10 protein-coding genes are annotated in these 12,725 nt (G+C 63.4%); 8 read left to right on the top strand and 2 right to left on the bottom strand.

Translation table 11 applies throughout. The features are described 5' to 3' along the window. Positions 1-11: 11 nt before the first annotated feature. Positions 12-377, bottom strand: a complete 366-nt coding sequence (locus I4X03_RS10970; protein WP_131428124.1) for an SWIB/MDM2 domain-containing protein — start codon at positions 375-377, stop codon at positions 12-14. Positions 378-555: 178 nt separating this feature from the next. Next, positions 556-1,926, bottom strand: a complete 1,371-nt coding sequence (ffh, locus tag I4X03_RS10965; RefSeq protein WP_223468262.1) for a signal recognition particle protein — start codon at positions 1,924-1,926, stop codon at positions 556-558. Between the two features lie 237 nt (positions 1,927-2,163). Between ffh and I4X03_RS10960 the strand changes: the two genes are divergently transcribed. From I4X03_RS10960 to I4X03_RS10925, 8 genes are all read left to right on the top strand, one after another. Further along, positions 2,164-3,138 carry an ABC transporter substrate-binding protein gene (locus I4X03_RS10960; protein WP_223468261.1) on the top strand — a complete coding sequence of 325 codons (975 nt, stop codon included), beginning with the start codon at positions 2,164-2,166 and terminating at the stop codon, positions 3,136-3,138. Between the two features lie 18 nt (positions 3,139-3,156). Continuing rightward, positions 3,157-3,972, top strand: coding sequence for an ABC transporter permease (locus I4X03_RS10955; protein ID WP_223468260.1), 816 nt, complete (start codon positions 3,157-3,159; stop codon positions 3,970-3,972). Between the two features lies 1 nt (position 3,973). Continuing rightward, a complete protein-coding gene (locus tag I4X03_RS10950; RefSeq protein ID WP_223468259.1) occupies positions 3,974-4,771 on the top strand; it encodes an ABC transporter ATP-binding protein in 798 nt (265 codons plus the stop codon). A 160-nt stretch (positions 4,772-4,931) separates the two neighbouring features. Continuing rightward, complete coding sequence (locus I4X03_RS10945) at positions 4,932-5,735, top strand: cytochrome C assembly family protein (RefSeq protein ID WP_223468258.1); 804 nt, start codon at positions 4,932-4,934, stop codon at positions 5,733-5,735. Further along, positions 5,732-5,974: a PP0621 family protein gene (locus I4X03_RS10940; RefSeq protein WP_223468257.1), complete on the top strand. Its 243-nt coding sequence runs from the start codon at positions 5,732-5,734 to the stop codon at positions 5,972-5,974. The genes I4X03_RS10945 and I4X03_RS10940 overlap by 4 nt, the downstream gene beginning before the upstream one ends. Before the next feature lie 6 nt (positions 5,975-5,980). Next, on the top strand, positions 5,981-7,663 hold the full coding sequence (locus I4X03_RS10935) for a sensor histidine kinase (protein WP_223468256.1): 1,683 nt from the start codon (positions 5,981-5,983) through the stop codon (positions 7,661-7,663). 28 nt (positions 7,664-7,691) lie between these two features. Then, positions 7,692-9,119 carry a sigma-54-dependent transcriptional regulator gene (locus I4X03_RS10930; protein WP_223468255.1) on the top strand — a complete coding sequence of 476 codons (1,428 nt, stop codon included), beginning with the start codon at positions 7,692-7,694 and terminating at the stop codon, positions 9,117-9,119. Between the two features lie 533 nt (positions 9,120-9,652). Continuing rightward, complete coding sequence (locus I4X03_RS10925; RefSeq protein WP_223468254.1) at positions 9,653-12,592, top strand: ribonucleoside-diphosphate reductase subunit alpha; 2,940 nt, start codon at positions 9,653-9,655, stop codon at positions 12,590-12,592. Positions 12,593-12,725: the final 133 nt, after the last annotated feature.

Genomic DNA, 12,725 nt, shown 5'->3' with positions numbered 1-12,725 from the left:
GCTAATTCTTTTTATTTCAGGTGATCGGAAATGAGCTTGGTCATTTCGAACATCGACACCTGTGCTTTGCCGCCGAAGACAGCTTTGAGCTTGTCGTCCGCGTTGATCATGCGACGGTTCGCCGGGTCTTGCAGGTCCAGCTTCTTGATGTAGTCCCAGACCTTCTTGGTCACTTCAGTGCGTGGCAGCGGGGTCGAACCAACAACTTGTGCCAGGACATCCGACGGCGTCATTGCCTTCATGAAGGCTGCATTAGGCTTGCGTGGAGCTGCTGGTTTTTTTTCTGCTGCAGCTTTTGCTGGAGCGGCCTTCTTGGCAGCTGGCTTAGCGGCTGCTTTTTTTGCTGGCGCTGCTGGGGATTTTTTGGCTGTTGCCATCTTCGAGCCTCCTAAACGAACACATGGGGAAATTGCGCAATTGAACGCACCGGCCTATATTGGTGGGGATTTACTGTTGTTGCAAGTGTTTTTCGAAAATTTCGGCCGTTTTCATAGGGGGAATGGTGCTTTTTTCCCCGTACGGAGCGGCAAAGGGGGGCTTCGCCCCCCTTTTTTGTCAGCGCATCCCGCCGGGCATCATGCCCTTCATCGAGCGCATCATCTTCATCATGCCGCCGCCCTTGAGCTTTTTCATCATGGTCTGCATCTGGTCGTACTGCGCCAGCATGCGGTTTACTTCCTGCACCTGCACCCCGGCGCCGGCCGCGATGCGGCGCTTGCGGGTAGCCTTGATCAGCTCCGGCTTGGCGCGTTCCTGCGGCGTCATCGAATCGATGATGCCGACCATGCGGCGCACCTGGCGGTCGGCCTGGTCCATGTTGGCGCCGCCCGCGGCTTGCTGGAACTGGGCCGGCAGCTTGTCGACCAGCGAGGCCATGCCGCCCATCTTCTTCATCTGTCCGAGCTGCGACTTGAAGTCGTTCATGTCGAAGCGGCCGCCGACCTTGATCTTGTTGGCCAAATCGGCCGCCGCTTTCGAGTCGACGCCTTTGCGGGCTTCTTCCACCAGCGCCAGGATGTCGCCCATGCCCAGCACGCGGTTGGCCATGCGCTGCGCGTCGAAGGCTTCGAGGCCGTCGAGTTTTTCGGAGACGCCGGCAAACTTGATCGGCTTGCCGGTGATGTGGCGTACCGACAGCGCAGCACCGCCGCGCGAATCGCCGTCAAGCTTGGTCAGTACGATACCGGTCAGCGGCAGCGCGTCGTTGAAGGCCTTGGCGGTATTGATCGCATCCTGGCCGAGCATCGCGTCGACCACGAACAGGGTCTCGATCGGCTTGACCGCTTTGTGGACCGCGCTGATCTCCTGCATCATCGCTTCGTCGATACCGAGGCGGCCGGCGGTGTCGATGATGACTACGTCGTGATAGTGCTTGCGCGCCCAGTCGAGGGCGGCGAGCGCGATGTCGACCGGCTTGTCGGCGCTGGTCGACGGGAAGAAGTCCGCGCCGACCTGCTTGGTGATCATTTCGAGCTGGGCGATCGCGGCCGGACGATACACGTCGGCCGACACGGTCAGCACTTTTTTCTTCTTCTGCTCGCGCAGGTATTTGGCCAGTTTGCCGACGGTGGTCGTTTTACCGACACCCTGCAAGCCTGCCATCAGGATGACCGCCGGCGGCTGCTGCGCAAAACTTAGTTGCGACGCTTCCGGGCCGAGGTCGGCGCCCATCAGGACGGCCAGCTCGCGCTGGACCACGCCAACCAGGGCCTGGCCCGGCGACAGCGAAGCGATGACTTCTTCGCCCAGCGCCTTTTCCTTCACGCGGGCGATAAATTCGCGCACCGCGGGCAGCGCCACGTCGGCTTCGAGCAGCGCGAGGCGCACTTCGCGCAGCATGTCGGCGGTGTTCGATTCGGTCAGACGCGCCTCACCGCGCATGGTCTTGACGACCTTGGCAAGGCGTTGGGTTAAGTTATCTAACATGGGAGACCTGGCTAATTAGAGGCATACAGCGAAAAATACCGGCACGGAGCCGGTTGCGCCAACATTTTACCCTATGTGGCAGCTTGTTCCGGCCTACCCGCGCCGCATGGCTAAATCCGCTCTTATTAAGCAAACGCAAACTTTGGTCTGTTGTCGTTTGACACTCGTAGTCGCCCCTTATAGCCTTTCCGGCCAGCAGTAAGTTTCGTATCGGTAGCATTAACAGGGGAGACAGGGATGACAGCGTTCACGATGTGCAAGGCCATCGCTATTGGAATGATGCTCGCCGCCGGCGCCGCCCAGGGCCAGGAAACGATCCGGCTAGGCAACCTCAAGCTCGCCCATTTTGGCGCCGTGGCCTATATCAAGGAGATCGCGCCCAAGTGCGGCATCAAGGTCGAGGAGCGGGTGTTTGCCAAGGGCCTGGACGTGATGCAGGCGATCATCGCTGGCGAACTCGATGTCGGCGCGACCGCGTCGGAGGCGGCGATCGCCGGCCGCGCGGGCGGCACCCCGGTGTTCGTGGTGGCCGGCTTTGCCCGGGGCGGTGCGCGGCTGGTTGCGCGGCCCGGCCTGAACATCAAGGAAATCAAGGACCTGAAAGGCAAGAAGGTTGGCGTGACGCGCGGCGCGATCCAGGAAGTGCTGCTGATGGCGCTGCTGCAGCAGCACGGCCTGAAGGGCGACCCGGTGCCTGGCAAGGATGTGCAGCTGGTCTACCTCGCGTATTCGGACCTGAACCACGCCTTGCTCGGCAAGGATATCGACGCCATGATGCAGTCCGAGCCGCAATCGTCGCAGGCGATCAACAAGGGCTTTGGGGTCGAGGTGCTCAAACCTTACGGCACGCCGATCGGCTCGCCGATCCGGACGATGGTAATGACCGAGGCGTTTTATGGCCAAAAGCGCGCGGTCGCGGAAAAGTTCATGCGCTGCTTCGTGATGGCCACCAAAATGTTCATCGACGACAAGGCCGTGGCCGAGCGCTACGTGCGCGATGTGATGTTCAAGGGCCAGATCAGCAAGGATGACTTCGACGACGCGATCAGCAATTCGCCGTACTCGTACGACATTACCCCGGAACACATCCAGATCACCACCGACACGATGGCCAGGACCGGCGTCGGACGGATGAGCAAGCCGCCGGTGGCCCGGGACTGGGTCCGCACCGATTTGCTCGATGCCGCAAAGAAGAGCCTGAACGTCCAGTAACCTCGCCCGGGAGCGATCATGAAAAGCAAGCATGTGAAGGAAATCGCGGTCGGGGCGGTGGCGCCGGCGTTGCTGATCGCGGTCTGGCAGGCGGCGGCGATGCTCGGCTGGGTCAATCCACAGGTGTTGCCGTCGCCGCTGGCGGTGGCGGAAAAGTGGGTGGCGTACCTGCTGCCCCTGCAGCCGCACAGTGCGGGCAGCTGGCTGGCCTGGGCATTCTCCGGCGAGCTGGTGGTCGACTCGATCGGCAGCCTGTACCGCGTGGTGGCCGGCTTCGTGGTTGGCGCCGGGCTGGCGCTGCCGCTCGGCCTGGCGATGGGAGCGAGCCCGAGAGTCTACGCCTGGTTCAACCCGCTGCTGCAGGTGCTGCGGCCGATTCCCCCGATAGCCTACATCCCGCTGTCGATGCTGTGGTTCGGACTGGGCGACCCGCCGGCCGTGTTCCTGATCGCGCTGGGGGCGTTCTTCCCGGTGCTGATGAACACCATCGCCGGTGTGCGCCATGTCGACGGTATTTACCTGCGCGCCGCGCGCAACCTCGGCGCCGGCGGCGGCACCTTGTTCCTGCGCGTGATCCTGCCCGCTGCGGTGCCTTATATATTGTCGGGCGTGCGGATCGGGATCGGCACCGCGTTCATCGTCGTGATCGTGTCGGAGATGATCGCCGTGAACGACGGGCTCGGTTACCGCATCCTCGAAGCCCGCGAATTCTTCCTGTCCGACAAAATCATGGCCGGCATGATCACCATTGGCCTGCTGGGGCTGGCGATCGACGTCGGCATGAACCGTCTCAACAACCACCTGCTGCGCTGGCACCGTGGCCTGGAGAACTGACATGAGCGCATCGCCCATCAGCATTAAAGGCGTCAACAAGGTTTTCCGTAATGACGAACGCGAACTGATCGCGCTCAAGGACATCGACCTGGAAATCCCGAGCGGGCAATTCACCTGCCTGCTGGGGCCATCGGGCTGCGGCAAGTCGACCTTGCTCAACGCGATTGCCGGATTCGCGCTGCCGACCAGCGGCAGCATCGTGGCCAATGGCGGCGACGTGACGGGGCCGGGGCCGGACCGCGGCATGGTGTTTCAGGAATACGCGCTATTTCCCTGGATGACAGTCGAAGAAAACGTCGCCTTCGGGCTGCAGATCAAAGGCACAGGCAAGGGCGTGATCGACGCCACGGTCGGCAAGCTGCTGGGGATGTTATCGCTGTCGGACTTCCGCAAGCGCTACCCGAAGGACCTGTCGGGCGGGATGCGCCAGCGGGTAGCGATAGCGCGGGTGCTGGCGCTGGACTCGCCGGTGATGCTGATGGACGAACCGTTCGGCGCGCTCGATGCGCTAACGCGGCGCAACCTGCAGGACGAGCTGCTGCGCATCTGGGCCGAGCTCAAGAAAACGATCATCTTCGTCACGCACAGCATAGAAGAAGCGATTTACCTGGCGGACCGGATCGTGGTGATGACGTACCGTCCCGGCACGGTCAAGCGCGACCTGACGGTGACGCTGGCGCGCCCGCGCGACCCCGCCGCGCCCGAATTCAACGCCCTCAAGCGCGAGCTCGGCCAGTTGGTGATGGAGGAGCAGCAACGCCACCACAGCGACGAGCTGCGCATGGCCGCCGTCGATTAACGCCTCCCAACGTTCCAAAATCGGGGACAGACCACCATTTTGGAATCTTCCAAAATGGTGGTCTGTCCCCGATTTTGGAATATTGGAGGTAATAAATATTTGCTGGTGATTCCGGGGCGGCGGCCGGCTCTCCGGGCCGCGATAGTGTAAACTTGGCTGAATGCAGACCTACCTCCTTTTTGCCGCCGCGCTGCTTTATGCCGTGTGCGCCGTGCTCCCGACCCGGCTGGGCACGATCATTTCCGGCGTCACCGCCGGCGCATGGCTGTTGCATGGGGCCGCTTTGTGGCAGGGCATGATGGGACCGGGCAGCTTGCGCGTCGGCTTCGCTGCCATGATTTCGGCCGCGATGTGGATCTCGGTGATGGTCTACTGGCTCGAGAACCGCAACTTCGCGCTCGATGGCCTTCGCCGCCTGGTAATGCCGTCCGCCGCGCTTGCGGCCATGCTGCCGGCGGTGTTTCCGGGCAGCGTGTTCCAGCTCGATCACGCCGCGCCGGCGTTCGGCTGGCATATCGCCGTCGCCATCCTGGCCTATAGCACCCTGACCATCGCCGCCTTCCATGCCGTGCTGATGGCGCTGCAAGAGTCGCGCCTGCATGCGCGCCCGGCCGGCAGCGGCTGGTTCGCCAGCGCGCTCGACCAGCTGCCAGCCTTGCTGACCATGGAGAAGCTGCTGTTCCGCCTGATCGGCATCGGCTTCGTGCTGCTGACCCTGACCGTGTTGTCGGGCATCCTGTTCTCCGAGCAGTTGTTCGGCATCGCGCTGAAGTGGGATCACAAGAGCGTGTTCGCGCTGCTGTCGTGGGTGCTGTTCGCGGCCCTGCTGGCGGGGCGCCGCTGGCGCGGCTGGCGTGGCAAGACCGCGCTGCGGTTCACGCTGGCCGGTTTCGCGACCCTGGTGCTGGCATACGTCGGCAGCCGGTTTGTTCTTGAAGTTGTCTTGCACCGAGGGATGGCATGACCCGTATCTTGTTTTGGATCGCATTGATCGTCCTGGTCGTGGTGGCCGTTCGCGCCAAGATTCGCGCGCTGACCCCGAAAGACACCGGCGCCGCCAATCGCCCCGCGCGCGAACCGGCGCAGGTCGAGTCGATGGCGCGCTGCGCGCATTGCGGCGTGTATTTCCCGGCTTCTGAAGCAGTGCATGCGGACGGGCTCGATTACTGCAGCCCCGCCCACGTCCGCTTGCCAAAGCAGTAGCCGCCGATGGGACGCTGGTATGCGCTGTCGGCCGAGTCGCGCTCGACCTTTTGGCGCTCCCTCCAGACGCTGAACATCACGCGCGTCGTCATCGCGCTGGTCCTCCTCGTCTACCTGACCTTCAATGGCCGCGCCGTCAACGGCAGCGGCCAGTTCCTGTACGCCGAAACCTGTTCGGCCTACCTGGTGCTGGCGATGGGCTTTGTCGCGCTGACCCATTACTGGCGCCACCGCTTCCTGCTGCAGCTGTCCAGCCAGATCGCGATCGACATCGCTGTCATCTCGCTGCTGTACCTGACCGGCGGCGGCGCCCGCAGCGGCCTGGTGATCCTGTACCTGTTCCCGCTGGCCGGCGCGGCCATCCTCGCGCCGCTGGTGCTGGCGCTGTTCTCGGCCGCGCTGGTCACCCTGTTCCTGCTGGGCGAGACGACCTGGCAGCTGATGGTCCAGCAGAGCGGGGCCAGCGTGATGCAGGCCGGCTTGTACGGCGCGGCTTTCTTTGCGATTGTCCTGTCGGTCAACAGCCTTGCTGCGAAGCTGATCCGCCAGGAGGAGCTGGCGGCCGAACGCGGCATCGACCTGAAGACGCAGCAGGCGATCAACCAGATTGTCATCGCCGACGTCGCCGACGGCGTGCTGGTGGTGGCGCGCGATGGCCATGTCCTTGCCAGCAATCCGGCGGCGCGCAATATGCTCGGGCTGGCCGAGGGCGAGGTTGATTTCGCACTGGGCGATATTCCCGCGCTGGCGCCTGTGGCCTTTGCCTTCGTTGGCTGGCAGGAGCTGGCCGCAGACCAGCAAGGCGCGGGCCAGGAGGCCGCCTTCGTCACGATCAAGCCGTATCACGAGGCGCCGGCATCGGGCAGCACGCTGACCTTGTCCGGCCGGCGCGAGCTGTCGGCCCATCTCAAACTGCGCTTCGCGCGCGTCGACACGCCCGACGGCGCGGCCGAGCGCTGCGTGATCTTCCTGCATGACGTGACCGCCATCGAAAACCAGGCGCAGCAACTCAAGCTGGCGTCGATGGGACGCCTGACCGCGAGCATCGCCCATGAGGTGCGCAATCCGCTGTCGGCGATCGGCCACGCTACCGCGCTGCTGGCCGAAGACCTGCAGGCGCCGGTCCATGCGCGCCTGCTGAAGATCGTCGGCGACAACGTGGCCCGCGTCGACCGCATGGTCGAGGACATCCTGAAGCTGTCGCGCAAGGTGCAGCCCAACGGCGAGCCGTTGTACCTGGCCGCTTTCCTGGCCGAGCTGAAGGCCGAGTTCCAGGAAACCCATGGGTTGGCCGATGATATAGTCTGGGTCGGCCACAGCGGCAGCGGGCCGGTACGCTTCGACGCGCTTCACCTGCGCGAGGTGGTGATCAATCTGCTGACCAACGCAATCCGCTACGCCAGCAGCCTGCCGGCCAGTATCCGTCTGTGGGTGGTGGAGGCGGGCGGCCAGATGGAGCTGCATGTGCAGGACGACGGCCCGGCCATTACGCCGGAAGTACGGTCGCACCTGTTCGAGCCGTTTTACACGACGTCGAGCAAAGGCACCGGCCTCGGCCTGTACCTGGCGCGCGAGCTGTGCCTGAATAACGAGGCGAAGCTCGATTACGAGTACCGCTTCGACGCCAATGCCGCCGGCCTCCAGAAGGCCAGCGGCAGGTTTGTCATTACGTTCGCGCCGCGCGCCTGATGCGGCCACGTACCAGAAAGGCAGTGCAATGAGTTCACCCCGTATCCTGGTCATCGACGACGAAGCCGACCTGCGCGAGCTGCTGGAGATAACGCTGCTCAAGATGGGACTGGACGTGGACAGCGCCGAGACGCTCGGCCAGGCACGCGCCTTCCTCGCTAAAAGCGACTACGCGCTGGTGCTGACCGACATGCGCCTGCCCGACGGCCTGGGCATCGACCTGGTGCGCGAAGTGACCACACTATATAAAGGCACGCCGATCGCCGTCATCACCGCCTACGGCAGCGCCGAAAACGCGGTGGTCGCGCTGAAGGCGGGCGCGTTCGATTACGTCACCAAGCCGGTGGCGCTCGACCAGCTGCGCATCATGGTGCAGTCGGCGCTGCGCCTGTCGACGGCGCCGGCCGGCGAGCCGCAGCTTGACGCGGCCACGCCTTCGCGCCTGATCGGCAATTCGTCGGCGATGCAGGGCCTGCGCGCCCAGATCGGACGGCTGGCCCGCTCGATGGCGCCGATTTCGATCACCGGCGAGTCGGGCAGCGGCAAGGAGCTGGCCGCGCGCGAGATCCACGCGCAAAGCTCGCGCGCTGCCAAGCCTTTCATCGCCGTCAACTGCGGGGCGATTCCCGAGGCGCTGATGGAGGCGGAGTTCTTCGGCTATCGCAAGGGTTCCTTTACCGGCGCCGGCGAAGACCGCGACGGCTTTTTCCAGGCGGCCAACGGCGGCACCCTGATGCTCGACGAAGTGGCCGACCTGCCGCTGGCGATGCAGGTCAAGCTGCTGCGCGCGATCCAGGAGCGGCGGGTGCGCAAGATCGGCGCGACCGCCGAGGAGCCGGTCGACGTGCGCCTGATCAGCGCCACCCACCAGGACCTGGCCAAGTGCGTCGAAACCGGCAAATTCAGGCAGGATCTGTTCTACCGCCTGAATGTGATCGAGCTGTCGCTGCCGCCGCTGCGCGAACGGCTCGACGACCTTGGCTTGCTGGCCAACACGGTGCTCGACCGGCTGGCCGGGCCGGGACAGGCGAAACTGGGGCCGCAGGTGCTCGACACGCTGGCCGCCTATTCCTTCCCCGGCAACGTGCGCGAGCTGGAAAACGTGCTCGAGCGCGCGCTGGCGTTCGCCAACGACGGCGTGATCGAGGTGGGCGACCTGTCGCTCAAGAGCGCGCGGCTGGCCGAGCCGGCATCCATCCCTGCTTCCGCGCCGGTGGCCGATGCCCCGGCGCCGGCTGCCCCCGTGGCGAGCCCGGCAAGCGCCCCGGTCCAGGCGCCGGATGCACTGCCGAGCAATTTGCCCGAGTACCTTGAGCAGGTGGAGCGCGACATCATCCTGCGCGCGCTGGCGCAGACCCAGTTCAATCGCACCCAGGCTGCCCAATTGCTGGGCATCAGCTTCCGCCAGCTGCGCTATCAGATGCAGAAGCTGGATATTCACGCGCCGGAAGACTAGTCAGCGCCCCGTCGTTCCCGCGCAGGCGGGAACCCATACCAAGTCCAAAGCTTGCGCGCAAGTTCCCGCCTGCGCGCGAACGACGCCATCGGGAGCACAGAAAACCGTCCGATCCGGCGGTTTTTTTTCGTCCGGAATCTATAAATGTTAGTGCTCACTCACCGCGTGCCTCAATGCGGACGGGGCCTGTGAAATGTCAAGCGCGTGGACCGAAAAAAATGCCAAATAAATTAGTTTTTCAATGTCCTAAAGCTATTGCAACGAGAGGGGTACGGCACTACAATTAGTGTCAATCGAAGGCAATGCACTAGATGTAGTGGTACTCCAGACACTTCACCCGTTTATTTCAAAGTGCTCATAAGGCCTTGATCTTGCGTCATAAAAACCGTTTTTGACTGTGTTTCCCCTCCTCGGCGGCACTGCTCGGAAGGGTATTTTTTTGCTTTTTTGATTTGTTCGTGAACCGGCGTCGCCCGGTTTGACTCATAACAATCGGCGGCAGCATTACTGCACGTCGTTCCTGGAGAGACTCAATGCAAACTTCCCTAGATATTTCGATCACCAACCACGTCACACCAGGGGCGACCGGTAACGCAGCGCAGTCCGGCGCACAAGCCATCGTCGCCAACGGCGATTACCGCATCATCCGCCGTAACGGTTCCGTGGTCGCGTTCGAACCATCTAAAATCCAGGTCGCCATGACCAAAGCCTTCCTCGCCGTGAACGGCGGGCAGGGCGCAGCTTCGGCGCGTGTGCGCGAGCTGGTCGAGCAGCTGACCGACAACGTCGTCGCGGCCCTGGTGCGCCGCCAGCCATCCGGCGGCACCTTCCACATCGAAGACGTGCAAGACCAGGTCGAATTGTCGCTGATGCGCTCGGGCGAGCACGATGTCGCGCGCGCCTATGTCCTGTACCGCGCCAAGCAGATGGAAGAGCGCAAGGCGCTCAAGCAGTCGCAAGGCGGCGCCAGCGATATCGCGGCACCGCAGATCCACGTGACCGAGAACGGCGAACGCCGCCTGCTCGACATGAACCAGGTCGTCAGCCTGATCAACGCGGCCTGCATCGGCCTGGAAAAGCACGTTGACGCCGACGCCATCCTGGCCGAGACGGTCAAGAACCTGTACGACGGCGTGCCGGTCGAAGAGCTGCACAAGTCGGCCATCCTGGCGGCGCGCGCGCTGATGGAAAAAGACCCGGCCTACTCGCAGGTCACCGCCCGCATCCTGCTGCACACGATCCGCAAGGAAGTCTTCGGCAAGGAAGTCGCGCAGGCCAACGCCGCCGCCGCCTATGTCGAGTACTTCCCGCAGTACATCGCCAAGGGCATCACCAACGAGCTGCTCGACCCGGAACTGGCAAACTACGACCTGGCCAAGCTGGCCAAGGCGCTGGTCGCCGACCGCGACCTGCAGTTCGGCTACATCGGCCTGCAAACCCTGTACGACCGCTACTTCCTGCACGTACGCGACACCCGCATCGAGATGCCGCAGGCGTTCTACATGCGCGTCGCGATGGGCCTGTCGCTGCGCGAAGAAAACCGCGAAGCGCGCGCCATCGAGTTCTACAACCTGCTGTCGTCGTTCGACTTCATGAGCTCGACCCCGACCCTGTTCAACTCGGGCACCCTGCGTTCGCAGCTGTCGTCGTGCTACCTGACCACCGTCTCGGACGACCTGGAAGGCATCTACGACGCCATCAAGGAAAACGCGCTGCTGGCGAAATTCGCCGGCGGCCTCGGTAACGACTGGACCCCGGTGCGTGCGCTCGGCGCCCACATCAAGGGCACCAACGGCAAATCGCAAGGCGTGGTGCCGTTCCTGAAAGTGGTCAACGACACCGCCGTCGCGGTCAACCAGGGCGGCAAGCGCAAGGGCGCGGTCTGCGCCTACCTGGAAACCTGGCACATGGACATCGAGGAATTCCTCGACCTGCGCAAGAACACCGGCGATGATCGCCGCCGCACCCACGACATGAACACCGCGAACTGGATTCCGGACATGTTCATGAAGCGCGTGATGGAGAAGGGCACCTGGACGCTGTTCTCGCCATCCGAGACGCCCGACTTGCATGACAAGGTCGGCAAGGCCTTCGAAGAAGCCTACGTCGGCTACGAAAACAAGGCAGCCGCCGGCGAAATGCGCGTCTTCAAGAAGATCGAAGCGCTCGACCTGTGGCGCAAGATGCTGTCGATGCTGTTCGAAACCGGCCACCCATGGATCACGTTCAAGGACCCATGCAACATCCGTTCGCCGCAGCAGCACGTCGGCGTGGTCCACAGCTCGAACCTGTGCACCGAGATCACCCTGAACACCGGCCCGGACGAAATCGCCGTCTGCAACCTCGGTTCGGTCAACCTGCCGGCCCACATGAAGGATGGCAAGCTCGACAAGATCAAGCTGCAGAAGACGGTGCGCACCGCGATGCGCATGCTCGACAACGTCATCGATATTAACTACTACGCCGTCGAAAAAGCGCGTAACGCCAACATGCGCCACCGTCCGGTCGGCATGGGTATCATGGGCTTCCAGGACTGCCTGCACATGATGCGCGTACCGTATTCGTCGATGGCCGCGGTGGAATTCGCCGACAACTCGATGGAAGCCGTTTGCTACTACGCCTACCTGGCGTCGACCGAGCTGGCTGAAGAACGCGGCCGCTACGCGTCGTACGAAGGTTCGCTGTGGGACCGCGGCATCCTCCCGCAAGACTCGGTCAAGCTGCTGGCGCAAGAGCGCGGCGGCTACCTCGAAGTCGACGCGTCCGAGTCGATGGACTGGACCGTGGTGCGCGAGCGCATCAAGCAGTTCGGCATGCGTAACTCGAACTGCGTGGCGATTGCGCCGACCGCGACGATCTCGAACATCATCGGCGTGTCGGCCTGTATCGAGCCGACCTTCCAGAACCTGTACGTGAAGTCGAACCTGTCGGGCGAGTTCACCGAGATCAACGCCTACCTGGTACGCGACCTGAAGGCGCGCAACCTGTGGGACGAAGTGATGATTTCGGACCTGAAGTACTTCGACGGCTCGCTGGCCAAGATCGACCGCATCCCGCAAGACCTGCGCGACATCTACGCCACCGCGTTCGAAGTATCGCCAAGCTGGCTGGTGGAAGCCGCATCGCGCCGCCAGAAGTGGATCGACCAGGCCCAGTCGCTGAACATCTACATGGCTGGCGCATCGGGCAAGAAGCTCGACGAGACCTACAAGCTGGCATGGCTGCGCGGCTTGAAGACCACCTACTACCTGCGCACCATCGCGGCGACGCACATGGAGAAGTCGACCTCGCGTACCGGCGCGCTGAACGCAGTCAACGTCGACGGCGGCATGTCGGCCAGCGCGATGGCGGCGGCTGCTCCGGCTCCGGCAGCGGCGGCGGCAGCCACCCAGGCGGCAGCGGAAGAAGACGGCGCGGCATGCTACCTGCGTCCAGGCGACGACGGTTTCGAGGAATGCGAAGCCTGCCAGTAACATGAGTTAAAGCAACCCGTCGTTCCCGCGCAAGCGGGAACCCGCACAGCGCCAGAAATAGCGCCATGCATGGATTCCCGCCTTCGCGGGAATGACGGTTCTTAGGATACCAATATGTTGAAGCGGTCGCACT

This window comes from Massilia soli, from assembly GCF_016809835.1.
In the GTDB taxonomy this organism is placed as follows: Bacteria; Pseudomonadota; Gammaproteobacteria; order Burkholderiales; family Burkholderiaceae_D; genus Telluria_A; species Telluria_A soli.
Note: the sequence above shows the minus strand (reverse complement) of the source record. Positions and strands in the feature narration are given on the sequence as shown.

Coding starts and splice junctions, on each gene's coding strand:
- I4X03_RS10970 (WP_131428124.1), bottom strand. CDS start 377: ATGGCAACAGCCAAAAAATCCCCAGCAGCGCCAGCAAAAAAAGCAGCC.
- ffh (WP_223468262.1), bottom strand. CDS start 1,926: ATGTTAGATAACTTAACCCAACGCCTTGCCAAGGTCGTCAAGACCATG.
- I4X03_RS10960 (WP_223468261.1), top strand. CDS start 2,164: ATGACAGCGTTCACGATGTGCAAGGCCATCGCTATTGGAATGATGCTC.
- I4X03_RS10955 (WP_223468260.1), top strand. CDS start 3,157: ATGAAAAGCAAGCATGTGAAGGAAATCGCGGTCGGGGCGGTGGCGCCG.
- I4X03_RS10950 (WP_223468259.1), top strand. CDS start 3,974: ATGAGCGCATCGCCCATCAGCATTAAAGGCGTCAACAAGGTTTTCCGT.
- I4X03_RS10945 (WP_223468258.1), top strand. CDS start 4,932: ATGCAGACCTACCTCCTTTTTGCCGCCGCGCTGCTTTATGCCGTGTGC.
- I4X03_RS10940 (WP_223468257.1), top strand. CDS start 5,732: ATGACCCGTATCTTGTTTTGGATCGCATTGATCGTCCTGGTCGTGGTG.
- I4X03_RS10935 (WP_223468256.1), top strand. CDS start 5,981: ATGGGACGCTGGTATGCGCTGTCGGCCGAGTCGCGCTCGACCTTTTGG.
- I4X03_RS10930 (WP_223468255.1), top strand. CDS start 7,692: ATGAGTTCACCCCGTATCCTGGTCATCGACGACGAAGCCGACCTGCGC.
- I4X03_RS10925 (WP_223468254.1), top strand. CDS start 9,653: ATGCAAACTTCCCTAGATATTTCGATCACCAACCACGTCACACCAGGG.